The following is a 26,184-nucleotide window of genomic DNA, read 5'->3' as shown; positions in this document are numbered from 1 at the left end:
GATGAAAATGGATAATCATTTAGCTATAAAAATTGTATTAGATGGGTTTAAACGCTCTTTAAAAAGCGCTTCAAAATTATTAAATGAGTTGCCAGAAAATGACTTGCTACAAGAAATTGTACCAACTAAAAATTCTGGTCATTATCTGTTAGGGCATCTTATTGCGGTACACGACAATATGCTTCCTTTGCTTGGATTAAGAGATAGTTTATACCCTGAGTTGATGGAGGTATTTATTAAAAAACCAGATAAATCAGGATTGCTGAAGCCCTCAATTGCTCAGTTAAAACAACAATGGGAAGAAGTACATCAGTTACTTGTTACACATTTGGAATCACTTACAGATGAGCAGTGGTTTGAAAAGCACACAGCTGTATCTGATGAAGACTTTGCAACCGAACCACATCGCAATAGATTAAACGTGGTATTGAGTAGAAGTAATCATCTTTCGTATCATATAGGACAAATTTCACTTTTAAGAAAATAAAAATTATGAAAGCATTCATCGTAAAAAAATACGGCAAAAAAGAATCATTACATTTAACAGATGTAAGTGTACCAACTATAAAAGAAAATGAGGTATTGGTTCAAATTCACAGTGCAGGGGTGAATTTGTTGGATTCATTGGTTAAAAATGGGGAGTTTAAAATATTTCTACCTTACAAAACCCCATTTATAAATGGTCACGATATGTCAGGAATCATAACCAAAGTGGGGGCAAAGGTTTCAAAATTTAAAGTAGGAGATGAGGTTTATTCAAGAGTGGGTGACCACAGAATAGGAACATTTGCAGAACAGATTGCTGTACAAGAAAATGATTTGGCATTGAAACCTACAAACCTTTCAATGGAAGAAGCTGCTTCTATTCCTTTGGTTGGACTTACTGTTTGGCAAGCACTCGTAGAAATTTCAAACTTGAAAAAAGGTCAAAAGGTATTTATTCAGGCTGGTTCTGGTGGCGTTGGGACTTTTGCTATTCAATTGGCAAAACATATAGGTGCTTACGTTGCCACTACCACAAGTTCTGCCAATACGGCTTTGGTAAAGAAATTGGGAGCTGACTTAGTGATAGACTACAAAACACAGGATTTTGCAACTATTTTAAAAGATTATGACGTGGTACTTCATAGCAACAGAGATGCTAAAGTACTTGAAGATTCTTTGAAAATTTTAAAGCCTGGTGGCACATTGGTTACTTTGACGGGACCACCCACAGCCGAATTAGCCAAAGAAATTGGTTTAGCTTGGCCTTTTCAAGTGATTATGAATTTATTGAGTTTCTCAGCTCGACGAATAGCTAAAAAGCAAAATGTCAATTTTAAATTTTTGTTTATGCGTGCAGACGGCAAAGCATTAGGCGAAATTACGAAATTAATTGAGGCTGATATCATTAAGCCAATCGTTGATAAAGTATTTCCATTTGAACAAACGAACGAAGCATTGACTTACGTAGAAACGGGTCGAGCTAAAGGAAAAGTTGTGGTAAAGATGAAGTAGTTTGTTTCCTTGATTAAGCTGGACTAGCGGGATTTCCAGCATAATAAAACCTCCTATTTTTGTGCTGGTTGTAATTCACAAAAGAAGGAGGTCTTTTATTTTCAAAATAAGTTGGCAAAACTAGACTAACTCATATTAATGGATAGCCTCTTAAATATTAGTAAAAGCCAAAAACGCAATACTATGGGCAGGCAATTGTACATTCCCTTTTTTTAAGGGTTCTCCTTTAATGGCTGGAATCGTATCATCTTGGGTAAGTAACAATTCCTTTCCATTGAGTTTTACTTTTTTCGTAAGGAGTTCTTCTGCAGTGAGCAAATATATTTTTCCGCCAGAAGGTACTTCTATTGTAGTATTTGTATCGTTTGTATTTACTACTAATACGGCTCTACCATTTGATTTTCCTTTTAAATTATGGACAAAAATATCTACGCCATCTTTGGATGTTCCTGCCTCAAATACTTGAGGTCCCATCAATTTATTCCATAATAGTGCCGCCCAATAGTTCGGTCTTGGTGTATGCGTATCGTGGTCGAGTAAGGCGTATTCACTTCGAGCGAGCGTATTGTGCATTACTACTTGTACACCTTTTTTGGCAAGTCGTCCTAATTGTTCTAAATAGCGAAAAGTATCAATATAAGTAGCCGCCATCGGATTACCCCCACAAGCCGTTTCGGCTGTTTCGGTCAACCAAATAGGAGTGTTCGGCATATATTTATCTCTCATATTTTGATAAAACTCAAGCCCTTTTTCTGTTTTACTCAACCATTCGTTCGACAATGCCATAGCAGGTTTTTGTCCGCCCATGCAGCGTTGTGACACTGTGCCATAATAATGATAAGTAAATACCTCGAACGTAGGTTTTGGCGAAGCTCCCAATATTTTATCAATAGGAATATCTAAACCAGAAGGCAAAATACCACCTTCGCCTGTAGAGCCAGGGCCTAAAATCTTCATGTTGGGAAACTCTTTTTTAGAGAATTCTTCAAATACAGAAAAATCTTTTGCGTAGGTTTCTCCATTGTAGCCTTTTGGGGCATCGCCATGATTGGCGTGTGAAGGTTCGTTGAACATTTCTGCAGCTACAATTTCGCCACCGATTGACTTGGTGTAATCCATGATAGATTTTACAGATTTTGGCGACCAATTGCCCTCATTGTCTCTTACGCCTTCACTTATGGGAAACGAACTTACCAATTTGCCATCAATGGCTTTACAGAAATCAACAACTCCTTTCCACTGGCTGCGAGTAAGGATATTTTTAAAACCTGCTGGCGGATTCGCTAAAGGTGCGTCGTCGTTATCTTGAAAATAAATGGCATTTGCCCAAGTTCCACTTACTCGTACATAAGTTGGGCCTAAAGCAGCGGCTAAGTTTCTAAGTTTTTTCTCATATAAATTGATTGGCTCAATTTTCCATTTCAAAGCGGCAAAGCCTGTTTTTTTAGAAATTTTTCTGACAGAATCTATCAAATTATAAGGAATCCAGAAATCGCCTCCTATTACTTCGCACATCTCTACATTAAAAGACTGATAGCGTTCGTCCACTTGACCAATCAACTTCATTTGTTTTAAGTTGATAGCCTTTGAACTTTCTGAGTTTTGAGCAAAAGAAGAAAAGCAAAGTACCAATACAATACTTATGCTCAAGAAAAACGGTTTAATTTTCATGCCTAAAGACTTTAGTTAAAAGGATGATTTTGGATACTGTAAAAAAGTTATCTCACTTAATAATAGCATATTACGATTTACATTTCTACCTTTTTCATCATTTTACCGATGAGATTCGTCGCAAGTCTTGGGCTAAGGCGATAAAAAATATCTAATATTGTAGCGTCTTTACCAACTGTTACTCGAAACTTATTTTTCTCCATTGCTCGAATGATTAATTCAGCGGCTTTAGTAGGTGAAAGTGCCATTTTATTAGCATCAGCAGCATTTTTGGGGTCAGATAAATCAATTTTGGATTTTCCTAATCCTGAGTTTTCAGTGATATTGGTGGCTATTGCTCCGGGATGAACTACGGTAACTTTTACATTCGTATCCTTTAATTCGGCATAAAGCCCTTCAGTAAAGATTTTTACAGCCGCTTTTGCAGCTCCATAAATTGTCTGTTTGGGAAATGGAATAAAGCCCCCCATACTCGAAATATTCACAATATGTGCTTCTGGACGTTCTAAAAATAGTGGAAGAAAAGCCTTCGTGAGGTACACCGTTCCATAAAAATTGACATTCATTACTCGATTAATATCATCTATGCTAATTTCATTTACGGTAATAAATTTCTGGATAATTCCTGCATTATTGATGATACCATCCACCGTTTTGAAGTGATTTAAAACTTCATCAGGCAGCGCTTCCACTTTGGCTTTATCTGTAATATCTAATGCAAAACTCTTAAAGCGTTCATCGCTTACCTTAGCTATTTTTTGAGTTTCATTGAGTGCATTGATGTTAATATCAACGCCTACTACATTTGCGTTTTTTCGGAGTAAAAGCAATGTCAATTCACGTCCTATACCATTTCCTGCCCCTGTAACGATAATGGTTTTATTGGATACTTGCATAACTTTGGCTTTTTTAGACGAGAATTATTCGTCAAATTGGATTAAAATCTTAAAGAAAAGGCGATTTTATTGCAATCGCCTTTATCTACATAACTATGTTTTAAAAATTGGATAGATAAAAAAATACTCTTACTCTTTAATTCTTATACCTTTAGCATCAAACATACTCATCATGCTGCCTTTCAGGTTATTATCATCGACTTTATTAAATTCAAGATTTATGTCAAACCCTTTTGCTGAAAAATAGATTACAATTTTCTCTGCTGATTCTTCAATCTTTGTTATCGCTATTTTTTCGCCAGAAGGCATTGTAGGCGAAGACAAATCCCCTGTCAGTTTTCCTTCTTTACGAATTAAATCGGTCGTAAATTTTGAATCCCCTTCAGGTGTTCCCATTACTGTAAACTCCCATTTTCCTGCCCAAAAATCTGTTGGTTTTGTGCTTTGAGAGAAACCTTTCATGACAATTCCGAATAAAAATACAAACAGTATTATACTTACTTTTTTCATTTGATTATTTTTTATGATTAAAAATTTGATTGTTATTTCAACTTAGATTCTATTCCAAAGATTAATATCAAGAAGCGTTGTTCTGGACCTACCTATGCCCAATATACGTATCCCGTTTTAACGTCAACTGAAATACGATAGAGGTTGCGATGCCCCATTGATAAGAAAGATTGCCCTCTTTATTCCAAGCAATAGCCTCACCCGTTTGAAAGCATGCTCCTCTTTGAACTGGTATTGCTAATAATATCATTTATTTTATTATTCCAAGACAAAGTTATAAATAATAACCATATTGTGTATTTGCATACACAATATATTTTTGGCATATACATAACTATTTTAGTTTTATTTTATATAATATTTGCATATTGTATAAAAATATACACAATAAAAGATACTTTTGTAGTAATATTAAATGAGCATATATTGTCTAAACTTATTTAAGTACAGATGGCTTATCCTACATTTGTAAATTATCCATAACTGATAGCTACCCAAATATGATACTAAGCAAGTTTTGATAATACGATAGGGGAATGCCCAAATCCATATTGAGTATTAGTTAAGAAATATCAAAAATAAATGGAAAAACAATTTAAAGTAAAAGCATTAGTATCTACAAGATGGTCTAATTTAAGCCAACAAAACTTTATACCACAGGTATCCATTGACTGTGTAATTTTTGGGTACCAAAACAGACAGTTAAAAGTTTTAATCCCTAAACTCTCATATTCTGGTAATTTTTATGTACTACCAAGCGGTTTTATATTACAAGATGAGGATATAGACCAAGCAGCTCAACGTATCTTAAGTGAAAGAACCAGTATTGATGGTATATATTTGGAGCAATTTCAAGTTTTTGGGAAAGCAAATAGAAATAGCAAGGAATTTATAAATCTCCTAAAAGACCTCAACTTGGAGTACATAAAACAAATGGATATAAGTGCTGAGGAGCTTGAAAATAATAAGGATTATGACTGGTTTACTAAGCGATTTATCTCAATAGGCTATTATGCCTTAGTGGATATTAATAGGGTTATACCTCAATTAAGTATTCTCGATGAATCGATAGAATGGTACGATATTCATGAACTTCCTACTTTAGTAATGGATCACAATGAGATTCTGGAAAAAGCGCTAAAAGCTTTGCGGAAGGATATTGATGAAAAATTAAATATTTTCAATCTTTTACCAGAAAAATTTACGATTGCAGATGTTCAAGAAATCTATGAAACGGTATTTGAAAGAAAATATGATAGAACAAATTTTCAGAAGAAAATCTTAGAATTTAATGTTTTGGAGCGTCTCGAAAAAAAGTTTACTGGTGCTGCTAATAAAGCTCCTTATTTGTACCGCTTTAAAGATAGAACGTAGTAGCTTTTAGAAGTTGTAATCAAACCAAACTCTAACTATATTTTAGTGGAATAGATTAGAATCTATCACCCGATTATCAACAGAAAATCCTACAAACGACCCAATGAAGTAAATTGTAGCCACACCAAAAAAGGACTGAAATTAAAAGAAATTGTTCATTAGTTTGAAGTTTGTATTGCAATTTGGTCGCTTTTCAACCCATTAGCTACTGCTTTTATGGTTATTTTTCCAGTTTTGTTAGTTGCTTTTACAATCAGCATACCTTTGCCACGCCAAACTTTCTTTTCAGGTTTTTGAAAACTGCTCATATCTCTTGGGTTTCCATTGGCCACACCTGCCAAAGTTCCTTCTCCCGAAATCTCGTATTTCACCAGCGTGTTATCAACATTAGGCACTACATTGCCAGCATCATCAATTATTTCTACAGTTATGTATGAAAGGTCTATATTGTTGGCCTTAATTGTATTTCTGTCGGCTTTTAAACGAATGGCATGGGGTTTTCCAGTGGTAAATAAGGTTTCTGTTAACACTTCTCGGTCGCCATCAAAACTTCGAGCTACTAATTTTCCTGCTCTGTAAGGAACTTTAAAGGAAGTAGAGATGGAATTGGGGGCTATTTTTTGTTCTTCGAGCAATACGCCATTTAACTCCAATCTTACTTTTTCACTCCTTGTAAAAACTCTTACTTGTAAAGTATCATTCTCATGACCTGGAAATGTCCATGATTTCAATTCATCGGGAAAACCCCAGTAACTTGGATAATCTTTCATGTTTGATGCTAACGGTTTACTGACTACCATCTCAATAGGACTTCTACGCCACACCACATCAAGATAATGAGAAGCTACTTTTTTATTTCCTATCAAATCAAGTTCACCCGTAAATGAGTTAAAAACTGGCCAATGAGGCCCAATAAACTCAGTGGAAAAATCTGGTGCTTTTTCATTTTTATTTCTTTGTTGAGAAAGACCGATGCCTGCTTCACCCAAATAATCAATAGCAGCCCAAGTAAACATTCCAATTACGTAGGGATTTTTCTCTACCGCATTCCAGTTATCTAATGCCATGGGTGGGAACATTTCAGTTGCCATCATTACCCTATTTGGATATTTTTTGTGGTCATTTTCATAAAAAACATGGGCATAATTGTATCCAGCTACATCAAGAGCGGCAAAGGACGGTGCTGTCATGTCCCAGTTTTTGCCTTTTTGAAAACCAATAAAAATGGGAATGGCATTGGTAATAGGTCTTGTATTATCAATTGCTCGTACAAAATCGGCCAATTGCTTAGATGTTTTATAACCTAATGTATCGGCAATTTCAGGAATCTCATTTCCAATACTCCACATAATAATAGATGGGTGATTACGGTCTCGGAGTACCATATTTTCCAAATCTGATTTCCAATTTTCTTTAAAATATTTAGAATAATCATCAGGAGATTTGGCTACATTCCACATATCGAAAGCTTCATCAACTACCAGCAAGCCCATTTTATCACATACCGACAAAAGATAGGGCGAATACAAATTATGTGAAAAACGAACTGCATTATAGCCATTTGCTTTGAGTAATTCTATTTTACGTTCCTCGGCTCTATCAAAAGCTGCTGCCCCCAAAGGGCCATTGTCATGATGAATGCAGCCTCCTTTTAATTTAATACTTTTTCCATTGAGCGTAAAACCATTTTCAGCGTCAAAGTGAATAGTTCTTATCCCGAAAGTTTGATGGTAAGTATCGAGCACTTTCCCTTTTGCCATCAAAGTTAGTTTTACATGATGTAGATACGGATTTTCAATATTCCACAATTTGGGATTTTTTAGATTGATTGAAAGCGTCGTCTTTTCTTTGTTAGAAGCATCTAATGTTGTTGTATTTATTAGTAGATTATCAGCAGAATAAACCTCAGCTTTTAGGCTCATATTTGGTAAACTATTGATAATCTGAGTAGTTATATTTACTGTTGCCGAGCTTTCAGAAACATTGTTGGCAGTGATAGCAACACCCCATTCTTTGATATGTGTAGGATTGAGGATATGCAACCAAACGTGTCGATAAATGCCTGAGCCAGAATACCATCTTGAATTGTCGCCGTGATTTTTTACTTCAACAGCAATCACATTTTTTTCGCCTGTGGGTTTAAGGTAGTCAGTCAAATCATAAATAAAAGATGTATAGCCATGTTTGTGATTTCCCAGATGGTGTCCATTTATCCAGACATCCGAATCCATATAAACGCCATCAAATTGGATTAAGACATTTTTACCTTTAGAAGTATTACTTAGCGTAAAAGTCTTGCGATACCAAGCAGTACCACCAACTGTCCACGCTGTTGCATGTTTGCCAGCCGATTTTTTCGAAAAAGGACCAATTACTGAATCTGAGGGTGTTTCATCCAAATCTTCGATGCTCCAATCATGTGGAAGGTCTAATTTTCTCCAGTTGGAAGCATCAAATGTAATTTTATTAGCGTCCTTATTTTCTCCTTTTTTAAACTGCCAATCTGCATCAAAAATTATAGAACGGGTGTTCTGAGCTTTAACAGAAATGATGCAACAAAAAGTTGCTACTATCAAAATTGCTTTATTTATCATGCTTTATTGTTTTTATACTATGACTGAAAGTGATTTTTAAACTATTTCTTTTCTACTTCGTCATCGGTTTTTTCCCAACCAGTCATATAAAGTGGCACTATATCTTTCATTTTAGCCATTGACCCCGGCGTTTTATCTTGCCATTGAGTATGCACGATGCTTTGTGCCTTTTTCATCACAAATCTGTCTATGAAAGTATCAATTTCACCAAAATTATGCTGCAAAGGCTTCAAGGCCACAATATGGTCAGCTCCAACTTCTTCATAAAACCAATGCGAAACGTTCATTTGTTCTAATTGCTTATGAATGTAGATAGAACCTGCATGTAGCGTTCCTGACTGTTTGATAAAATTAATTGGAAGAAGGTCATCAATCGTACCGTGCATCAATAGCATAGTACAAGGTTTATTTTTCCAGATTATAGTATCTTGCTCTGTTATGATGTTTCCTGCATGTGAAATCAGTCCTGCATAATTAAATCCTTGGGGAAGTTTCTGAGCAATGGTATTTTCTGAGCAAATCGCATATTCGGCATTCAGACTGGTAATCGCCCCAGCACTACCGCCTGAGATGATGATTTTTTCGGTGTCGATATTCCATTCTTTTGCTTTTGAGATAATATAAGCAGTGGCATCTATTAAATCCTCGGTGGATAAAATGGCTGCCTTATTTAATTTGTCTCTATCAAATGGTAAACCCACGGGTATGCCAAGTCTGTAATTAATAGAAATAGACACAAACCCTTGAGCCGCAAAATGTTTGTTATACTTTATTTGAAGTGCATTTTTGCTGCTACCCATCGAAAAACCACCCCCATGAACATAAATCATTACGGGGCGTTTTGTTGTAGTTTTTTGACTATTGTCTATATATTTATCCAATTTCAACTCCTTACCATCTTTCGTGGCATAAACCAAAGTCTCTTTTTGGATTTGACCGAAGCAATAGTTAATACCCAAAGTCAGTGCAATAATTAATAATTTTTTCATTCGTCTAATTTTTATTTTTTTAATATATTATCTTGGTATTCAATGATTTAAAAAACAACTTTCTCTTGAAAAAATAGATACGTATCTTATTTTTTAAGAAATAGAACCATGTTTATTCTAATAAATAGGGATGCTTGGGTGAAACCATGTTTTCTCCATCTTTACTTCCTGTAAATCCGATTTTTGAACCCTACTATTACATACAACTCCGTAAAACATATACCGAAGTGATTCTGTACTATATTCCCCAAAAATGGAATATGCTTTTTTCATGATAATAGTTTGACTAAAAATCATTTAACTATGTTACGCTTTCATTTTCATGGGCAAATATAAGGAGATTTTTTATTGTATATAAAAATACACAATAAATATTTTTTAACTATTTCTCTTTTAAGTACAATTTTTTTTAATGGTGATTAACTTATGTTCCTACGTAAAAGTGCTCTAGGAGCGAAATACTTTATTTCTATCGCTTCTACGAGCTCATGAAAAGGTTACTTTCAGAAACCAAACCTAAAAAAATATACTAAAAAGTATATTTTTTTAGGTTTATAATATACCATTTGGTATATTTGCATAGAAATTATTTAAACCGTTAAATGAAATAGTGAGCAATATTGGTTCATACAACACTTTAAAATAAAAATAATGACAAACAAAGAACTTGTGTTTACGGCAGTTACCTCGGTATTTGGTCAGAGGGATGTGTCTGCGTTGGATAAATATTTTGATAGCAATTACATTCAGCACAATCCCGCTCTGCCCAATGGGACAGACATACTAAAACAAATAATACCGGGCTTGCCCGCAGATTTTAAATATGAAGTAGCAACCGTTGCTGAACATGATGACATTGTGATGGTTCACGGTCGTTTTTCTAACTGGAATGGGAAAAACTACGTTGCGGTAGATATTTTTAAGGTGAAAGATGGTAAAATTATCGAACACTGGGATGTATTACAAGAGGAAGTCGAGACGGCAAAAACGGTAACAGGTAATGCAATGTTTCCTTTATCCTAAATTCTGAATATTTTAATTTCAATAATATGACAACTAAAGCAGAAAGAACTAAACAATTTATACTGGAAACAGCAGCACCAATCTACAACGAGAAAGGTATTTCTGGGGTTAGTATCGATGATATTCTGGAGGCAACCCAGCTTACAAAAGGCTGTATTTATGGGCATTTTAAAGGTAAGGATGATCTTTCTGAACAGGTTGTGGAGTACTCTCTTAACAATATGACTGCAAAAATTAATGCTGTAGTCTCTCAAGAAACGACCGCCAAGGCAAAAATTAATGCTTTTATAGATTTTTACAAGAACCCTATTGCTACCTATATATCTGGGGGTTGTCCAATTTTTAATACAGCAGTAGAAGCGGATGATAATTTTCCAGAAATCAAAAAAATGGTGGCTGCCAAATTTATTGCAGCACAGCAGGCTCTTTCTACTATTCTTCAGCAAGGTATTGAAAGCGGGGAGTTTTCTTCTGAACTAAATCCGGCTAGGTTTGCTTTCAAAATGTTTTCTGCCATCGAAGGCGGAATCATCATCTGTCGTACTATAGATTCTGCTCAGCCGATGTTTGAGTTAGTGAATGACCTCAAAAAAGAACTTGATCAATATTGCGTATAATTTTTTTTGCTATAAAATATACCTTTTAGTCTATTTTATAATAATCCATTTATTTTTAACACTTACAATTTAAAATCAATACAATGAAAACATCAGGAAATACCATATTCATCACTGGAGGAAGTGCAGGAATCGGTTTGGCAATTGCCAAAAAACTTAATGCAGCAGGCAACAAAATTATCATTAATGGTCGTAATGAAGAACGTCTGGAAAAGGCACTTCAGGAACTGGATGGTGCAGTAGCTATCAAAGGTGACTGGGCAGATACTTCTGAAAGAATACGCATTGCCAATGAATTGAAAAACAACTACCCAGATGTGAATATCATTATCAATAATGCTGGTGCTGCTTTCGGTTATCTTCTAAGCGAAGAAACAAATGCAGTAGAGAAAGCACAGATTGAAATGAATATCAATTATTTTGCTATCATACATTTTAACGAACTGATGATTCCTCACCTATTGCAGAAAGAGGAGTCTGCTATTATAAATATTTCTTCGCTTGCTGTTTACGGAAGTCATAAGTTTTTGCCTACTTATGGAGCTACCAAAGCAGCATTGCATAGCTACACGGTTGCTTTAAGATACACTTACGAAGAGCAGAAAAATTTACAAGTGTATGAGGTATATCCACCATTGACCAATACCGAATTCTCATCCTACATTGGTGGCGAAAATGGTATTCTGCCAAGTGAAGTAGCCGATGAATTGCTCAATGGCTTAGAGAATAACCAATTTGATGTTCCAGTTGGTGAAACAAAAATTTATGCCGCAGCCATTAGCGAGGCAATGTCTAAAATTACTCCTGAAGCAAGTCATTCATAAACTTTGAAGTGGATTTTGATTCATAAATCAAAATCCACTTTAACATAAAAACTATTATCATGAATATTCAAGGTAAAACAATACTTATCACAGGTGGTGGATCGGGTATAGGTTTGGAGTCGGCCAAGCAATTTTTGAATCTTGGTGCTAAAGTTATTGTCACAGGACGTAACAATGCTAAACTAGAGTTGGTAAAGCAAGCATATCCTGACATCATTACTCTTCAAAGTGATGTGTCAAATGCAAGCGATGCAGAAACTCTTTTTCAACAGGTAAAACAGCTAGGGGGCATAGATATTTTGCTCAACAATGCTGGCGTAGGTGTTCCTCCCATTAATCTGGGCGTTGCAAGTGATAAACATTTAGCTGGAGCGATTTATGAAATGGAAGTCAATTATTTTGGTGTTATTCGGCTAAATAACCTTTTCATGGATATGCTAAAATCTAGAAAGGAATCAGCCATTATTAATACAACATCAATATTGAGTATGGTACCTTCAGTATTAGAAGCCACCTATTCTGCATCCAAAGCAGCTTTATCTTCCTACACCAAATCATTAAGGTCACATTTGCAAACCATCAACAGCTCAGTAAAAGTATTTGAACTTCAGCCACCTTTGGTAGATACTGAGATGGTTGCAGACCGTCCAGACAAGAAAATAAGCCCCGAAAAGTTAGTAAATGCTTTGATAGAGGGCTTTCAAAAAGATGTATATACTATTCGTGTTGGAGATACGAAAGCTATATATGTACTAAATCGCCTTTTTCCTGACACTGCCTATAAATTAGTTAATTCGAAGGAGGCTTATGAAAAACTAAAATAAAATCATATTAACAAAAGCCAGTTTAGGTTGAAATATGTCTAGCCAGTTTGATGATTAAATAAAGAATCAAGTATAAAAGTGAGTAATCAGATTAGTAGAAATTGACTGTAAGTTAAAATATTAATACAAGCGTAACCTGCTGATTTTGAGATTGATAAACGTACAAGAAAGCATTGGAGAAGCGCTTCAAGTTTGAGCATATTCTCCAGCAACTAAAAAATAAACCTCTTTTAAATTGCTTTAAAAGAGGTTGGAAATTATATTCTATAAAAAAGCTTTTGAGGAATGATTTGTGATTGATGGTTCATTATTATTTCTTCTCTATTTCCCAATTATTTTCTTTCTGTGGTTTTGTCCCCAATCACGCAATGCTTTCATTACCTCAAATAAAGTTTCTGCGTGTTCTGTTATTTCATATTCAACTGTCGGAGGAAAAGTGTCGTAAACTGTCCGCTTGACAAGATGATTTGTTTCCAAGTCTTTCAATTCTTTGCTCAGCATTTTGTCGCTGATGCCTTCAATTTCTCTTGTAATTTGTTTGAAACGTTTTGCACCGCTCGACAATGAAAACAATATCGGAAGTTTCCAATTTCCGCTTAATGTTTCCATTGCATCTTTTATAGCACGAATGCCAGAAGAATCACATTTAATAGTCTTTTCCATTATTAAACAAATTGCATTACTAACCTGAAAGTGAGTGCTAACCGTTGGGTTAGTGCTTACCATTGGTTAGTAAATATAGATAATTTTGCAACGTCAAACAAAATAAAAAAAGATGAACAAAGAGAAAAAAATCTATTGGACAATAACCATTATTGCAATGGTTTTAATTGTGTTACCCTCTTATTTTGCACCCCGTGAATACTTAGAAGAAACCATTCGCAGAATGGAATTTCCAAGTTATTTTGGGTTAGAATTAGATATTCTAAAAATCGTTGGTGCAGTAATTATTCTTGTTCCTGCAATTCCATCAATGTTTAAAGAATGGTCGTATGTTGGATTTGGAATTCTCTTGTTGTCGGCAAGCTTAGCACATTGGCTTGTTGATGGAATAGTAAAAGGTATTGCACCACTTGTTCCTTTTGCAATTCTTTCTGTGTCTTACTATTATTTCAGAAAACTGAATTATACGAAGTAAAATTTAAAACATATTTTTTGCGATGGCTTGCCTTTCGGCTTGTGGTTAGCAAGCCCAAAAGCAAGCCAATGATGAAACAAAGATTATATCAATGGAAAATAAAATGAAAATAGAAATTTGGTCTGATATAATGTGTCCGTTTTGTTATATCGGAAAACGAAATTTTGAAATGGCATTTTCGCAATTTGAAAACAAAGAATTTGTTGAAGTAGAATGGAAAAGTTTTCAACTTGACCCAACGATTCCCGAAGTTCCAAAATACCAAGACGATATGTATATGTTTGTGGCTGACCGAAAAGGTTTCAGTTATGAACAGTCAAAGACAATGCACCAAGATTTAATACAATATGCAAAAAGGGTAGGTCTTGAATACAATTTTGATATAGTACGTGTAACAAATTCGCTTAAGGGTCATCGTCTCATACAATTTGCTAAAATTAAAGGTTTGGGTGCAAACGCCAAAGAATGTTTATTCAATGCATATTTTACACAAGGCAAAAACCTTAGTGATGTCGCCACACTAGTTGAGCTGCGCAAAGAAATTGGTTTAACCGAAGCTGATGTCAATGCAGCACTTACAAATTCCTTGTACGTCCAAAAAGTTGAAAGTGATTCTAGAGAAGCACAAACTTTGGGTGCAAGAGGCGTTCCTTTTTTTGTTATAAATCGCCAATATGCTATTGCAGGTGCACAACAGCCTAACGAAATTATAAGAATCCTTGAAAAGTCGTTTGCTGAATGGCAAAAGGACAATCTGACTTGTTGAATACCTTTAATTATGCCTTAGAAAATTGCCTAAAAATGCGTATTTTAAAATTATGCAAGGACGCAAAAATGTATTACCAAGTTAATTTGGATAGCATTGTAAATCCGATAATTTCTATGGAAAACTCCCATGATTTTCAGCTTCTATATACCCGAGCAGTACATCTACCAGTGACAAGATATTGGCAGGAGTAGGGTAGACCTACTTAGAAAGGAGATTTGTGTAACATGAGTCATCCCAAATTTAGCAATTTAGTGATTGAGCGCATGAGTGATTATTTCTAATCTAGATTTAGTAGAGCCGCAATGCTTTGCGTCTAAAGAGGTGTCATTTTTCATAAACAATACAATCGTTCACCTTGTGAATTCCAATAAGCACAAACAAACGGTCTCAATTTTAAATTATTCCAAAATTTGGGATGACTCATGTTTGTGTTTAAAATATCCGTATCAGGCAACACCATATCGATTAGTCGCAAGCAATACGAATGACCTTATAAACAAAACAATTCGGACTTTTAAACAAAATTGTCCTAGAAGACAATATCTAACTTTGTCTCATCAAAAAATTAAAAAATAATTTTAGAAATGGGACAAACAAATTACAATGGAGCTTTACAAAAAGCTATTGGTTCTGGCTTCAACGCAAAATCATCAACTAAAGATGTTATAAAAGGAATTGACCTTGCAGGCAAAATCGTAATCGTTACAGGCGGTGACGGAGGTTATGGCTTAGAAATCACCAAAGCATTGACTTCAGTAGGAGCAAGGGTTATTGTTCCTGCTAGAAATGTAGAAAAATCAAAAGACATTTTAAAGGAAATTGCCAATGTAGAAGTAGAAACATTAAATTTAATTGAACCTATATCTATTAACACTTTTGCAGAGAAGTTTTTACAATCTGGTAGACCATTGCATTTACTCATTAACAATGCAGGTATTATGTGGACGCCTTTGTATCGTGACCAAAAAGGAAATGAAGGACAGTTTTCTACCAATCATTTAGGACATTTTCAACTTACTGCCCAACTTTGGGACGCATTAAAAAAGGCAAATGGAGCGAGAGTGGTAAATGTTTCGTCTTCATCGCACCATTATTCTCCTATTAGTTTTGACGATGTAAACTTTAATACAAGAGAATACAACAAATTTGAAGCCTATGGACAATCTAAAACAGCAAATATACTTTTTGCTGTAGAATTAGATAAAAGAGGACAGCAATTTGGGGTTCGGTCTTATGCTTTGAACCCAGGGTTGAGCTTGGAAACTAATTTGGGGAGGCATTTAACCTTTGAAGATTATGTTAGTTTAGGCATCTTACATGCTGATGGAACGCCCAACGTTGAAGCAGAAGCCGCAATGAAAAGCATACAAAAAACTAAAGAACAAGGAGCTGCAACAGCAGTATGGGCAGCAACTAATCCGCAACTTCAAAATATTGGAGGAGTGTATTTAGAAGATGTTGAAGTTGCTCAATTTGATGAGGCTAATTATGATAGTATTGCAACAACTTATAGAAATCCCGGGGGCTTTGCAGGTGTAGCACCTTATGCTTTGGATAAGGAGTTAGCACAAAAACTTTGGACGCTAAGCGAAGAGTTAACACAGAATAAATTTGAGATATAACAAATTGAAATTAATGAGGTTTACATAGATGAGCCTCATTAATTTTTACCTTTGTAACATGCCAGTAAGACAAACCAATAATAACGCTGAAATAGTGTTCACTTGCAGTGAAGCATCTTTTTACAATACTGAATTAATTGCAGAAGAACATTCTATTGTTCGGGTGTTGTCGGGCGAATTAAAAGTCATACAAGCCAATAAAACCTACGTTTTTGGAGCAGGAGAAACGCATCTATTTCCAAGACATCGGCTGGCGACATTAATAACCTCTGAAAAAGACGGGCTTTCCTATCAAGCCATTATTGTAAAACTTACGCAAGATGTTTTGAGGAATTTTTATGAGCAAAAAAAAAATCAAATTGCTATTATTCCTAAATCTGAACATATCATTCCGTTACCCCAAAGCCCTTTACTGAACAGCTTTTTTAGCTCAATGTTACCTTATTTCGACTTGGAATATAAATTACCACAAGAACTTTCCAAATTGAAAATTTATGAAGCTGTTACCGTTTTACAATCTTTAAATAGCGACATCGACAACATATTATCTGACTTTTCTGAGCCTCATAAAATCAATATTGTTGAGTTTATGGAACGTAATTATATGTTCAATATGCCGATAGAAAAATTTGCATATTTAACAGGACGTAGTTTAACTACTTTTAAACGAGACTTTAAAAAAGCATTTAGTACGACACCGCAAAAGTGGTTGACAGAAAAACGTTTAGAACGAGCCTATTATCAACTTATCAAAGAATGTAGAAAACCCATTGATATCTTTTATGAAGTTGGCTTTGAAAATCTATCCCACTTTTCTTACGCTTTCAAAAAACAATTTGGACAGTCACCCACAGAACTTTTAATGGTAAGAAAATAAACTGCCCTTTGCGGCTTCAAGTCAAACTATGAAAGCATTGTTGTACGAAACATTTTATGGCGGCTGGCTTGATTAGTTTCTTTTATAGAGCTATCGTTCGAAGTCAAAAGTGCCACCTCAACTCATAGTAATACATTCTAGCGCATTAGCCTGTCGTTGGAAAGCACCGTTTGGGTAGGCTTCATATCACATAAGGATAATATTGATAAGCCCAAGGCACTGTAATAATTCCCCTGATATATCGTTGCTCACCCAGGTTGTCATGGGTGCCATCGCAATCCTATTTTTGGTTTCAATTCCCTTTTTAAATGTAAAAGTTTGGAATAATTGTTTTGTATCTGTTGTCTTGCTCATGATTTAATTTTATTGTTATTAAATGATGATACAAAATTATATCAGTGCCCATGCCTTTCAGTTATACAAAATAAGGAAGGTGTGATACAAATTGCGGAAGTATAATATCCTATGTTGAATTGTGAACTAGACAAAGACAGACATCCTAAGACAATCACGGTTTACAAATAAGTGTATTATTTGATAACGTCACTACAGCTATCAAGTAAGTGGACAAGGAACAAACCCAGACCTAGTAGATACCAGCAAGTTTTATGATTATTAGGCTGAGAAAAGGGAATACATTTACCTAAGAAAAGGAAGGGAAACAGCAGTAGGAAACTATGCTGTAGTTTACTTAAAGTGGTTACACGCACTATCTCAACTAAGGTACTCCTGAAGAGCATGAGGCATAGTTATATTGTTGGGAAATTTCAAGTGCTTTGGAATTAAGAGGAATTCGTTGGCTGGTATCTGTCTTTTCACGACTCAGTTTAATCCAAAAATGGTTTTTTCCTTGTCAATCTCTATGTCCTCATCTGAAAGCGAAATATAATCGGTATAACCAAGAGATGTTTCGACACAGAAACGATAAATATCTAAGGTAGTATGTTGGATAGGGGACAGCTCTAACGCTTCCATTTTATCCATTGGTTGCAGGTATGAAAGCTTTTTGGGGAGACTATATGCTTTATTCCAGATAAACATAGCAAAGAGTTCATCAAAGACTTGAAAGCAGTTTACAAGGCTGACAATCTTAGTATTGCTGAAAATTCATTGCTTGCCTTGGAAGAAAAATGGAGTAGTCAATATCCCAAATCGATAGAAATATGGGTAAGAAATTGGGCAAATATTTCAACCTACTTTCAGTACTCACCAGCCATACGTAAGATTATATACACGACTAATACCATTGAAGGATACCATCGTCAGATTCGCAAAGCTACAAGTTGAGGACCCAAGATTTAGCGTAAATGCTCCCGAAGAGGAGTTTTTCGCTTAGTTGAGTAACTTGGTACCTGACGTACAGGCTATTAATGAAGAATATGGACATTCCTCTAAATTATTCTTGTTCGAGTTGAGACTATTTTCTCCCTTTATGAACAAACCAAGCATATTAACAGGATTATTTAGATTATAGTTATAGGGAGGAAATTGCTTTAAAACCTTCGCCATCGGATTCACACCCCACCAACGTCCAACAGTTTTATCATAATACCTAGCCCCAAAGTCATTGATACCCTGATAATCCAAAGAGTGTTAGAGATTCTTTATTTTGGTATTTAAAGCGGTTTTCAACTGTATTGTTTAAGCCTGTGTCGTTTAGTTCTATGCCCCATGGGTCGTAGTTCGTATAGTCGGTTGAGGTGTACTGCCGTTGGCTTTGAAACTTACTCTGGCGTTGCCTAAATGGTCTTGGATAAAATATTCATACGTCCAAACGCCACTTGCGTAGTTAGCTCGTCCCTCTGGAGTAGCTAGCTGGTAAGATTGTCCATTTTTATGTACTAATGCGCCATCGTATTCCCAATATTCGCCTGTTGAGTACGTACGTTTGAGTACTCTACCATAGTTACCATTTCTAAGTAAATTAAGAATATTTCCATTTTTATCATAGTTCACAGTTTGGTTAAACTGTAGTTTTCAGCACCAACACCTGCTCAATTAACACTACTTGAGATATTCATATTGCCTTTAACCTTCGTACGATATGATGTCGTGCTTATTCATGATAGATATTAACTTAAGAGCTACAAAATCACGAGTTAATTATGTTTCTTATCCAAAATTGGTCAATACACTCAGGTACTTATGTAAACCTTCTTTAAATCCCACACCATCCCTCAATTTTAGGTGCTTTTTTCCTCTTGATTGCCTTTTTCTCCAAATTCCTCATGTGGTATAAATTGCATTTTCTATATCTTGAGTAGAATCGAATTGGAAATATAGGGGATATGACCTTTCGATATATTCATCCGTTAATCTCCAACAACTATATCGCTTAAATTATCATTTGATTATTTAAGTATGCTTTTTACTTATAATTTTTTATAAAAAAATGCTAAATTAATATATTTCTAATCTCTTGAAAATTAGATAAAGTGGAAGTGGGTCTGGATATATCGGAATAAATGATATAAAGACCAACAATATTTCCAAGCCATGTTTGTTATCAGCTGTAAACTCGGCTATCAACCCTTCTCTATTAAATAAACTCACAAATAAAATAATTAATGTATTTGCAGCAGAAGGTATAAATGGAGGAGAGCCATTTGATTTAGTTTTTGTTGAGGAAGACCATGTTTACAGTTCAGAAACAAATAAAGAAGTACACGGAAGGACATCTATTGAAAACTTAGGTGTTAAAGTTCAAATAACTGTTCACTTAAATTCTAGTACTTTACCAGGCACTGATCCTATATTTCAAAAGGTGACGGTATTACATGAATTATTGCACGCTAGAATTCAATACTCATCAACAAGTACTAACAATATAAGTTCTTCATCACATTCTATTATCCTAGATAAATTATTTAATGATTTTAGGGATGCCATAAAAGAGATAACAGGTTTAAGTGATAACGATAATAGTAGTAGAAAGCTAATCACAGCTTTGGCACTATTTGGGCTTGGGGAACTCAAGGGAACACCTCTGTTTACAGCAAGGATGAGTGATTATGAAATCACAGATCAAAATTTTAGAGATATTGAAGATTTATATGAAAAAGTAGTTTATGACAATTCAAATAACATAATTTCAATCGGTGGAAGTAATTGTCAGCCCTAATTATAAGAATATAATTTACCAGCATATTTAGTATATACATGTAGGCAAACGTCTATTCATCAAACAAGGAACCTAATGAAAAGAACCATATCTCTAATTGTGCTATTGAAACTAACGGTTTGCTCTACTTTACTAGCGCAAGAACTTCCTATGTCTAAGTCAAAACTTCAACCAGAGTTGGAAATTCAATTTGAATTGTGGAGGGTACTAGATAGAGCAAACTTTAAAAAGTGTGGATCATATATGTTTTCTATTAAGTTTGAACTTGATAGAAAATCTGGACATATCAAAAATCTTAAGTTCTCCGAGAACTTACTTGATACAGCAATAATCAGATGTGTTAAGAAAGCTCTTTATAATAAAGAGTCGATATGGATTCTTAAAAATTGCAAAAAAAATAACCCTTCCTTACTTTTTTTACTCCCTATTAGTATAGGGATACATAAGGATGAAGGAGCCTGTACCCATATTCCTTCATCCAATTTTGAAGATATGCCAGGTGTTAGAGAATCGTTGGATTTTATGTCCATGATTACCTTTCCCAAAACCGAATATGCTACAGATTCTACGGTTTACAAAGAAGATATATTTAGGGTTCCTAAAGTTAAATTTGTAGGTATGACACTTAACCCCATAGTATGTGGAGTTAAGTACAAATAGATTCAACCATAAACTTTAACTCAATAGCTTTCTAAATTCCCACTTGATAAGGAAACTCTTCGCTAGCGAAATCGTTGAATTATAAAATTAAGCTAAATCCCTAAACCCCATATCCATTGTTAGAATTTAAGAGAGCTCTATCAACCAAAGCAAATGTTACAAGCAATAACAACTGTAGCCTTGCTTCATCTATTGTCTATCAAATTGATGGCACAGGAGATAGAATTAGGTAATACAAGTACTAATAAACTTCAGCCAGAGGAGAAAATAGAGTTAGAACTACTGAAATTGGTTAACCAAGCCAATTATAGAAAATGTGCAGAATTTATATTTTCAGCCAGATTTGAACTAGATAGAAGATGTGGTAAAATTAAAACCCTCCAATTTTCCAAGAACTTGGTTGATACAACAATAATTAGTTTGGTAAGAAAATCACTTTTCAACACTGAATCAATATGGAACATTAAGAACTGTAAAAAAGTAAATCCCTCATTAACCTTTTTACTCCCAATTAGAATCGTCACGAAAATACGAGATTGTATTCAATTAAGTGCTACAGAAATGATGGAACCTGATGCTCTGGGTATGAGAACTGCTATTGATTTTTTATCATTGATTACCTTTCCACAGCATGAATCTACTGTAGATTCTTCCGTTTATAAATCGGTAGATTTTAGAGCTTCTGCAATAAAATTTGTCGGCATGACATTGAATCCAATTTCAGTGGGTCAAATAGACTTCAAATAGTTGTTTTCTGATAAACCTACAACAAAAGCTTCAATGGTACGCATTGTAATAATTAGCTTTTTGAGCTTGTATTTAGGTTCATGCTCTCTGACTTACTCCCGAAAACCTAAACTTTGGGTATATGATCGGGCGCATAGAAAGGTAACATTTACCGATCTTATTAACAGAGGCGTTCGAGGGAAATCAGATTACGATAGCCTTCATTGCTATGGATGGGCAGCATTTTTTTATTTTACCATTGATGGAAATGGCAAAGTAAAATCGTTTTCTGTAAACAAAATATCAAGCCCGACATATAGTGTAGAAGATTCTCTCATCATTCCAGAACTAAGAAGAATACTTTATAACACTGAAGGCAAGTGGCACAAGCATTTTTGGGTGTCGAAAAAAATAGAATGTAGTTTTGTTCTTCCTTATTTTAGACATTCACATAATAGAGATAATTGTACAGAGGAACAAATAGAGAGGCGTGCTCAGATAATGATGATTTCTAAGTCTCTCAACAGAAATTCATTTAAAAAGATAGGAAAAAAGAAGTATAAATACTGGCTTCATAATATAACTAATGTCCCTGGGCAATACTAAATGTTAAATTATATCCACACGAAATACTTGAGTATTTTGTGTGGATTATAGCAAATATGAAATATACAATTTTAATTATACTTACTTTTGGGATAGGAATATCTTCTTTTACTCAAATTCCATCCAAAGTCCAACTTTCATTACAAAAGGCTGGAAAAAATAAAATTGAACTAGAGAAAGTTATAACTCATTATCAACATGAAAAAGATAGCCTCAAGTTACAGGCATGCTTTTTTTTATTGACTAATATGAATGGATTAACACATGTCGATTCTGCGAACTTACATGTGTTTGATACTGTTTTTGGAGTATATGATTCTTTAGTTACAAACAATATAGTTGTCCATAAACAAGAAACAGAGTACCCATTAATTGACGACGCATGGGATAAGATAGTTGAAAAATATGAAGACCCTAATACGATAGAGCTTCCAGATTTAGAGACGGTAAAAGCTTCATTTTTAATTGAAAATATTGATTTGTCTTTTCAAGCATGGCGTACTTTCCCATGGGCAAAACATCTTACCTTTGAGCAGTTTTGTGAATATCTGTTGCCTTACAGAATGAATAACGAGCCCATAATGCCATGGAGAAACAAGCTGATGAAAAAATATGCTTGGCTTCCAGATTCATTACCTGACAAAAAAGATGCTATTAATGCTACTAGGGTACTTTATAATAATCTCAAGTGGTTTTTATTGAATAAAAAATTATGGAGACATCCTCTTTTAGGTTCAGATAACTTACATTTAGCTCGTGCAGGTACATGTATTAATAAGACAGACCTCAATATGTTCGTGATGAGAGCTATGGGGTTGGCAATTACCCGTGATTATGTATTGTACTGGGGCAATCGAGATAGTAATCATTATTGGAATGCTTTTGTAATGAATGATGGGACTTTTCTTGATTTTGAAGCATTGGGAGCAATCAGGTTATTATGGCAGGGTAGAATGCCTAAACATGCTATTGTCAATCCAATAGTAAGATTTGGAGGCTGGTCGGCAAAGATGTCTAAAGTATTTCGAGAAACATTTTCGCCACAGAAAGGAACTTTAGTTGAGGATAATAAAATAGGGATAAGAGTTAAAATACCCTATGAATTTGAGCGAACTCGCATAAAAGATGTAACGTCCGAGTATATGAAAGTAGCGGACATTTCATATCAACTTAGCAAAAGAGAGAATTTCCCTAAATACATATATTTGTGTACACTCAACGAAAAAGAATGGAGACCTGCATATTGGGCAAGAGTTCAAAGTGATGGGAAAGCACTTTTTAAACAAATGGGAGCAGATATAGTTTACATGCCTTGTCGTTATGAAAACTGGAGATATATTCCTGAAGGAAATCCCATATTACTAGATTCTCTTGGAGAGAGCCATGAGCTAGTAATGAGCAAAGGTGTTTTCCCTAGAGCTGAATTTGGATTTGATAATTATGCAACCAGAGTAAGTAAGGGTAGTTCCTATCAGTTGTTCTATTTTTATCAAAATAAATGGATATTACATAGTGAACATATCGCAGAAGATAAAGCAAAAATTACCTTTGAGAATGTACCTCAGAATACCTTATTAAGACTTCAAAAAGTAAATGGAAGTAAAAATGAACGAATATTCCTCTACTCTAATGGAATCCAAAGCTTTTACTAAGAGAGAAGGCTTTATTAGCACATCATGGTTACTATGCTGGACCGTATTTTTGTTATCGTGGAGTGTTTTCATTTCTCGGACGGATTTATATGATGGAAAAGTTTTTGGGCAATACTTTTATTTTAATCGCATTGCTGGTTTAAGTCTCTTTGTCCTTGGAGGTTTCTACATATTTTATCAAAAAATTAAAGTCGTCCGTATATCTGTTGCCTCGTATATACTACTAAGTTATATTATTTATATTATTTTTCATGTTTGGTATAAGAGCACATACGTAGATGTTCGTTTGGGTAGTCAACTAATGTGTATATTATTGGCATTAATGTTCAGTATTGAGCGACCAAAAACAATTTACATCCTGTTCAGTGTCTGGATATGTGGCTGTATAGAATCTATTTGGGCTATTTTACAATTATACCGTCATTTCTATGATTGGCAACATTATGATCATCCTCTAGGTTCTTTATATAATTCTGGACTTTTGGGTATTTATTTAGGTATTCTATTCGTGTCAGCTCTAGTGAGCTCTAAGAAAAATCTAACATTTCATTCTCATAATCAATATCATGCTTTTAATACGGTTCGATACCTAACACTTATACTAACAGGTATTTTATTACCATTCACAGGTTCAAGAACTGCATGGGTAGGTGTAATGGGTGGTATAATTACCTTTCTACTTCAACAAAGTCAATTCATACACCGTTTTCGTAAGTTACCGGTTGTGTTAAAAAATTTTTCAATAATTATTATTGGAATCATTGCATATAGTGTTAGTTTGCAATTGTACTACCTTAAGGAAAATTCTGGTTTCGGAAGGTTTTTAATTTGGAAAGTAAGTTTACTTAATTTGAAAGATAATCCTATATTCGGAACAGGTGTCAACTCATTTGCCAATAACTACTTTACTTATCAAGCTCAGTATTTTAGCATTGATAGATCATTTAAAGAACAATGGGTAGCTGGTTCAGTTACCTATGCTTTCAACGATTTCTTACAGCTTGCTGTTGAATATGGTATCGTCGGCTTACTGCTTTTTATAAGTATATTTATATTTATACTTCGAGGTACTAAGAGCACATATTTAGCCGTTGTTGTGACTTCCTTGCTAACTGGACTAAGCTATTATCCATTGGAGAATATTGCTACTCAATTGCACTGGTTTATATTTCTAGGAATATGTTTATCTGAAAAAGAACCAACTACCATCCTGAAAGTTCCATGATTTGTTCTCATTATTATTGGAATCGGCTTGATAAGTTTAGGGCTTTTTTTACTGATAAAAAATCAAGAGCAGGATGAAAATGAAAAAAGTAGCTTCAAAGCAGAGAAATTATTTCAGGCAGGGCAGTACACTGAAGCTATCAATATATATAGACAAATGTCCAATATAAGTGCTAGTAATTTGTTGGTTTATGGTAAAGCCTTAGCGTTAAATGGAGAACATCGTAAGGCAGTTGCTATATTGGAACGTGCTAAAAAGCAGTTATCAGAACCATTCTTATGCAATAATTTAGGAATTAGTTATCAAGCTCTTAAAGAGTATAAGCGAGCGGAAGAAAATTTCAAATTATCTCATCAGATGATTCCTAATTTGATTTACCCCAAATATCTGCTTGCGAAGCTCTACATTGAAGAGGGAAAAGTATCAAAAGCAAGAAAACAAGCTATTGAGGTAATAAACTCACCAATAAAAGTATATTCTGAAGCTGCAGAGGAAATGAAAGAGGAATTGAGAATTTATTTAAGCCAAAACACAGGTAAGTAGCAACAAATGAATCAAATAAACTCCATTACATCATCTAAAAGTAGCTCGTAAGAGTTTCCTAAATTAATGTTGATAAAAGCGATATTGCCAATAACACACATACAGCACTCCTGTCTAACAAGAGTGCTGTATGTTTACTGATGGTAAAACCAATAACCTATCTATACGAGACTAATGACTACTATATTCGCAACGGTTTGTAAGCTTCCCCAAAAATAGTACGGATTAAAAGTTTAAAAAGTGTGATATTTTTTAACTTTAGGTAAGTATTATGAAAAGCAGCAAATTTAGTCCGACCGAAATTGCAAAGATTCTTAAGGAATTTGAATCTGGCAAGTCCTTAGACACCATTGTTCGCGAATATGGGGTCAGTAAGGTAACTTTTTATAAATGGCGTCAGCGTTATGGTGGCATGGAAGCTAGCGA

The 26,184-nt window shown here is 34.6% G+C and carries 28 protein-coding genes and 1 pseudogene; 20 read left to right on the top strand and 9 right to left on the bottom strand.

What is annotated here, in order from left to right; genetic code table 11:
* Nucleotides 1-7 precede the first annotated feature (7 nt).
* A complete protein-coding gene (locus tag QM491_RS00145; RefSeq protein WP_283325237.1) occupies nucleotides 8-487 on the top strand; it encodes a DinB family protein in 480 nt (159 codons plus the stop codon).
* 5 nt (nucleotides 488-492) lie between these two features.
* Nucleotides 493-1,497: an NADP-dependent oxidoreductase gene (locus tag QM491_RS00140; RefSeq protein ID WP_283325236.1), complete on the top strand. Its 1,005-nt coding sequence runs from the start codon at nucleotides 493-495 to the stop codon at nucleotides 1,495-1,497.
* Nucleotides 1,498-1,647: 150 nt separating this feature from the next.
* On the opposite strand, the gene QM491_RS00135 is transcribed toward QM491_RS00140, so the two are convergent.
* The 3 genes from QM491_RS00135 to QM491_RS00125 form a co-directional block, all read right to left on the bottom strand.
* Nucleotides 1,648-3,168 (bottom strand): hypothetical protein, encoded by a 1,521-nt coding sequence (locus tag QM491_RS00135; protein ID WP_283325235.1) that lies wholly within the window; start codon nucleotides 3,166-3,168, stop codon nucleotides 1,648-1,650.
* 77 nt (nucleotides 3,169-3,245) lie between these two features.
* The gene (locus QM491_RS00130; protein WP_283325234.1) at nucleotides 3,246-4,064 is read right to left on the bottom strand and encodes an SDR family NAD(P)-dependent oxidoreductase; all 819 of its coding nucleotides are present in this window, start codon (nucleotides 4,062-4,064) and stop codon (nucleotides 3,246-3,248) included.
* A gap of 129 nt (nucleotides 4,065-4,193) precedes the next feature.
* The gene (locus QM491_RS00125; RefSeq protein WP_283325233.1) at nucleotides 4,194-4,574 is read right to left on the bottom strand and encodes a hypothetical protein; all 381 of its coding nucleotides are present in this window, start codon (nucleotides 4,572-4,574) and stop codon (nucleotides 4,194-4,196) included.
* Between the two features lie 582 nt (nucleotides 4,575-5,156).
* Here QM491_RS00125 and QM491_RS00120 point away from each other — a divergent pair.
* The gene (locus QM491_RS00120) at nucleotides 5,157-5,948 is read left to right on the top strand and encodes an NUDIX hydrolase (protein ID WP_283325232.1); all 792 of its coding nucleotides are present in this window, start codon (nucleotides 5,157-5,159) and stop codon (nucleotides 5,946-5,948) included.
* A 158-nt stretch (nucleotides 5,949-6,106) separates the two neighbouring features.
* Here QM491_RS00120 and QM491_RS00115 read toward each other — a convergent pair whose 3' ends face one another.
* Both QM491_RS00115 and QM491_RS00110 read right to left on the bottom strand, forming a co-directional pair.
* On the bottom strand, nucleotides 6,107-8,542 hold the full coding sequence (locus tag QM491_RS00115) for a glycoside hydrolase family 2 TIM barrel-domain containing protein (protein WP_283325231.1): 2,436 nt from the start codon (nucleotides 8,540-8,542) through the stop codon (nucleotides 6,107-6,109).
* 41 nt (nucleotides 8,543-8,583) lie between these two features.
* Entirely contained in the window at nucleotides 8,584-9,531 is a 948-nt protein-coding gene (locus tag QM491_RS00110; protein WP_283325230.1) for an alpha/beta hydrolase, read from the bottom strand.
* Nucleotides 9,532-10,200: 669 nt separating this feature from the next.
* On the opposite strand from QM491_RS00110, the gene QM491_RS00105 reads away from it, so the two are divergent.
* The 4 genes from QM491_RS00105 (at nucleotide 10,201) to QM491_RS00090 (ending at nucleotide 12,819) form a co-directional block, all read left to right on the top strand.
* Nucleotides 10,201-10,554: a nuclear transport factor 2 family protein gene (locus QM491_RS00105; protein WP_283325229.1), complete on the top strand. Its 354-nt coding sequence runs from the start codon at nucleotides 10,201-10,203 to the stop codon at nucleotides 10,552-10,554.
* Between the two features lie 26 nt (nucleotides 10,555-10,580).
* Nucleotides 10,581-11,171: a TetR/AcrR family transcriptional regulator gene (locus QM491_RS00100; protein WP_283325228.1), complete on the top strand. Its 591-nt coding sequence runs from the start codon at nucleotides 10,581-10,583 to the stop codon at nucleotides 11,169-11,171.
* A gap of 83 nt (nucleotides 11,172-11,254) precedes the next feature.
* Entirely contained in the window at nucleotides 11,255-11,995 is a 741-nt protein-coding gene (locus tag QM491_RS00095) for an SDR family oxidoreductase (RefSeq protein WP_283325227.1), read from the top strand.
* 59 nt (nucleotides 11,996-12,054) lie between these two features.
* The gene (locus QM491_RS00090) at nucleotides 12,055-12,819 is read left to right on the top strand and encodes an SDR family oxidoreductase (protein WP_283325226.1); all 765 of its coding nucleotides are present in this window, start codon (nucleotides 12,055-12,057) and stop codon (nucleotides 12,817-12,819) included.
* Between the two features lie 321 nt (nucleotides 12,820-13,140).
* Here the strand turns inward: QM491_RS00090 and QM491_RS00085 are convergent, their stop codons facing one another.
* Nucleotides 13,141-13,482 (bottom strand): winged helix-turn-helix transcriptional regulator, encoded by a 342-nt coding sequence (locus QM491_RS00085; protein WP_283325225.1) that lies wholly within the window; start codon nucleotides 13,480-13,482, stop codon nucleotides 13,141-13,143.
* A 112-nt stretch (nucleotides 13,483-13,594) separates the two neighbouring features.
* Here QM491_RS00085 and QM491_RS00080 point away from each other — a divergent pair, with 112 nt between their 5' ends.
* From QM491_RS00080 to QM491_RS00065, 4 genes are all read left to right on the top strand, one after another.
* Nucleotides 13,595-13,957: a DoxX family protein gene (locus QM491_RS00080; protein WP_283325224.1), complete on the top strand. Its 363-nt coding sequence runs from the start codon at nucleotides 13,595-13,597 to the stop codon at nucleotides 13,955-13,957.
* A 103-nt stretch (nucleotides 13,958-14,060) separates the two neighbouring features.
* Nucleotides 14,061-14,723: a DsbA family oxidoreductase gene (locus QM491_RS00075; protein ID WP_283325223.1), complete on the top strand. Its 663-nt coding sequence runs from the start codon at nucleotides 14,061-14,063 to the stop codon at nucleotides 14,721-14,723.
* A 587-nt stretch (nucleotides 14,724-15,310) separates the two neighbouring features.
* Nucleotides 15,311-16,348: an SDR family NAD(P)-dependent oxidoreductase gene (locus QM491_RS00070; RefSeq protein WP_283325222.1), complete on the top strand. Its 1,038-nt coding sequence runs from the start codon at nucleotides 15,311-15,313 to the stop codon at nucleotides 16,346-16,348.
* Nucleotides 16,349-16,406: 58 nt separating this feature from the next.
* The gene (locus tag QM491_RS00065; RefSeq protein ID WP_283325221.1) at nucleotides 16,407-17,225 is read left to right on the top strand and encodes a helix-turn-helix domain-containing protein; all 819 of its coding nucleotides are present in this window, start codon (nucleotides 16,407-16,409) and stop codon (nucleotides 17,223-17,225) included.
* 822 nt (nucleotides 17,226-18,047) lie between these two features.
* On the opposite strand, the gene QM491_RS00060 is transcribed toward QM491_RS00065, so the two are convergent.
* Entirely contained in the window at nucleotides 18,048-18,266 is a 219-nt protein-coding gene (locus tag QM491_RS00060; protein ID WP_283325220.1) for a hypothetical protein, read from the bottom strand.
* Between QM491_RS00060 and QM491_RS00055 the strand changes: the two are divergent.
* Nucleotides 18,249-18,506: pseudogene (locus QM491_RS00055) on the top strand (transposase); the annotation flags it as partial. The gene QM491_RS00060 and the pseudogene QM491_RS00055 overlap by 18 nt on opposite strands.
* Nucleotides 18,507-18,557: 51 nt before the next feature.
* Here the strand turns inward: QM491_RS00055 and QM491_RS00050 are convergent.
* Nucleotides 18,558-18,812, bottom strand: coding sequence for a hypothetical protein (locus QM491_RS00050; protein ID WP_283325218.1), 255 nt, complete (start codon nucleotides 18,810-18,812; stop codon nucleotides 18,558-18,560).
* 75 nt (nucleotides 18,813-18,887) lie between these two features.
* Nucleotides 18,888-19,181 carry a hypothetical protein gene (locus QM491_RS00045; RefSeq protein WP_283325217.1) on the bottom strand — a complete coding sequence of 98 codons (294 nt, stop codon included), beginning with the start codon at nucleotides 19,179-19,181 and terminating at the stop codon, nucleotides 18,888-18,890.
* 544 nt (nucleotides 19,182-19,725) lie between these two features.
* Between QM491_RS00045 and QM491_RS00040 the strand changes: the two genes are divergently transcribed.
* The 8 genes from QM491_RS00040 to QM491_RS00005 form a co-directional block, all read left to right on the top strand.
* Complete coding sequence (locus QM491_RS00040; RefSeq protein ID WP_283325216.1) at nucleotides 19,726-20,346, top strand: hypothetical protein; 621 nt, start codon at nucleotides 19,726-19,728, stop codon at nucleotides 20,344-20,346.
* Between the two features lie 75 nt (nucleotides 20,347-20,421).
* Nucleotides 20,422-21,006: a hypothetical protein gene (locus QM491_RS00035; protein WP_283325215.1), complete on the top strand. Its 585-nt coding sequence runs from the start codon at nucleotides 20,422-20,424 to the stop codon at nucleotides 21,004-21,006.
* Between the two features lie 153 nt (nucleotides 21,007-21,159).
* Nucleotides 21,160-21,753: a hypothetical protein gene (locus QM491_RS00030; protein WP_283325214.1), complete on the top strand. Its 594-nt coding sequence runs from the start codon at nucleotides 21,160-21,162 to the stop codon at nucleotides 21,751-21,753.
* A 33-nt stretch (nucleotides 21,754-21,786) separates the two neighbouring features.
* Entirely contained in the window at nucleotides 21,787-22,338 is a 552-nt protein-coding gene (locus QM491_RS00025; RefSeq protein WP_283325213.1) for a hypothetical protein, read from the top strand.
* A gap of 56 nt (nucleotides 22,339-22,394) precedes the next feature.
* Complete coding sequence (locus QM491_RS00020) at nucleotides 22,395-23,990, top strand: hypothetical protein (RefSeq protein ID WP_283325212.1); 1,596 nt, start codon at nucleotides 22,395-22,397, stop codon at nucleotides 23,988-23,990.
* Nucleotides 23,968-25,215 (top strand): O-antigen ligase family protein, encoded by a 1,248-nt coding sequence (locus QM491_RS00015; RefSeq protein WP_283325211.1) that lies wholly within the window; start codon nucleotides 23,968-23,970, stop codon nucleotides 25,213-25,215. Before QM491_RS00020 ends, QM491_RS00015 begins: the two co-directional genes overlap by 23 nt.
* A 27-nt stretch (nucleotides 25,216-25,242) precedes the next feature.
* Nucleotides 25,243-25,758 (top strand): tetratricopeptide repeat protein, encoded by a 516-nt coding sequence (locus QM491_RS00010; RefSeq protein ID WP_283325210.1) that lies wholly within the window; start codon nucleotides 25,243-25,245, stop codon nucleotides 25,756-25,758.
* Between the two features lie 271 nt (nucleotides 25,759-26,029).
* Nucleotides 26,030-26,184, top strand: a 155-nt coding sequence (locus QM491_RS00005) for a transposase (RefSeq protein WP_283325482.1), incomplete at its 3' end; no start/stop codon positions are given.

The sequence above is a fragment of the Flectobacillus longus genome, assembly GCF_030056705.1.
Classification (GTDB): Bacteria; Bacteroidota; Bacteroidia; order Cytophagales; family Spirosomataceae; genus Flectobacillus; species Flectobacillus longus.
Note: the sequence above shows the minus strand (reverse complement) of the source record. Positions and strands in the feature narration are given on the sequence as shown.

Coding starts and splice junctions, on each gene's coding strand:
- QM491_RS00145 (WP_283325237.1), top strand. CDS start 8: ATGGATAATCATTTAGCTATAAAAATTGTATTAGATGGGTTTAAACGC.
- QM491_RS00140 (WP_283325236.1), top strand. CDS start 493: ATGAAAGCATTCATCGTAAAAAAATACGGCAAAAAAGAATCATTACAT.
- QM491_RS00135 (WP_283325235.1), bottom strand. CDS start 3,168: ATGAAAATTAAACCGTTTTTCTTGAGCATAAGTATTGTATTGGTACTT.
- QM491_RS00130 (WP_283325234.1), bottom strand. CDS start 4,064: ATGCAAGTATCCAATAAAACCATTATCGTTACAGGGGCAGGAAATGGT.
- QM491_RS00125 (WP_283325233.1), bottom strand. CDS start 4,574: ATGAAAAAAGTAAGTATAATACTGTTTGTATTTTTATTCGGAATTGTC.
- QM491_RS00120 (WP_283325232.1), top strand. CDS start 5,157: ATGGAAAAACAATTTAAAGTAAAAGCATTAGTATCTACAAGATGGTCT.
- QM491_RS00115 (WP_283325231.1), bottom strand. CDS start 8,542: ATGATAAATAAAGCAATTTTGATAGTAGCAACTTTTTGTTGCATCATT.
- QM491_RS00110 (WP_283325230.1), bottom strand. CDS start 9,531: ATGAAAAAATTATTAATTATTGCACTGACTTTGGGTATTAACTATTGC.
- QM491_RS00100 (WP_283325228.1), top strand. CDS start 10,581: ATGACAACTAAAGCAGAAAGAACTAAACAATTTATACTGGAAACAGCA.
- QM491_RS00095 (WP_283325227.1), top strand. CDS start 11,255: ATGAAAACATCAGGAAATACCATATTCATCACTGGAGGAAGTGCAGGA.
- QM491_RS00090 (WP_283325226.1), top strand. CDS start 12,055: ATGAATATTCAAGGTAAAACAATACTTATCACAGGTGGTGGATCGGGT.
- QM491_RS00085 (WP_283325225.1), bottom strand. CDS start 13,482: ATGGAAAAGACTATTAAATGTGATTCTTCTGGCATTCGTGCTATAAAA.
- QM491_RS00080 (WP_283325224.1), top strand. CDS start 13,595: ATGAACAAAGAGAAAAAAATCTATTGGACAATAACCATTATTGCAATG.
- QM491_RS00075 (WP_283325223.1), top strand. CDS start 14,061: ATGAAAATAGAAATTTGGTCTGATATAATGTGTCCGTTTTGTTATATC.
- QM491_RS00070 (WP_283325222.1), top strand. CDS start 15,311: ATGGGACAAACAAATTACAATGGAGCTTTACAAAAAGCTATTGGTTCT.
- QM491_RS00065 (WP_283325221.1), top strand. CDS start 16,407: ATGCCAGTAAGACAAACCAATAATAACGCTGAAATAGTGTTCACTTGC.
- QM491_RS00060 (WP_283325220.1), bottom strand. CDS start 18,266: ATGTTTATCTGGAATAAAGCATATAGTCTCCCCAAAAAGCTTTCATAC.
- QM491_RS00035 (WP_283325215.1), top strand. CDS start 20,422: ATGAAAAGAACCATATCTCTAATTGTGCTATTGAAACTAACGGTTTGC.
- QM491_RS00030 (WP_283325214.1), top strand. CDS start 21,160: ATGTTACAAGCAATAACAACTGTAGCCTTGCTTCATCTATTGTCTATC.
- QM491_RS00025 (WP_283325213.1), top strand. CDS start 21,787: ATGGTACGCATTGTAATAATTAGCTTTTTGAGCTTGTATTTAGGTTCA.
- QM491_RS00020 (WP_283325212.1), top strand. CDS start 22,395: ATGAAATATACAATTTTAATTATACTTACTTTTGGGATAGGAATATCT.
- QM491_RS00015 (WP_283325211.1), top strand. CDS start 23,968: ATGGAATCCAAAGCTTTTACTAAGAGAGAAGGCTTTATTAGCACATCA.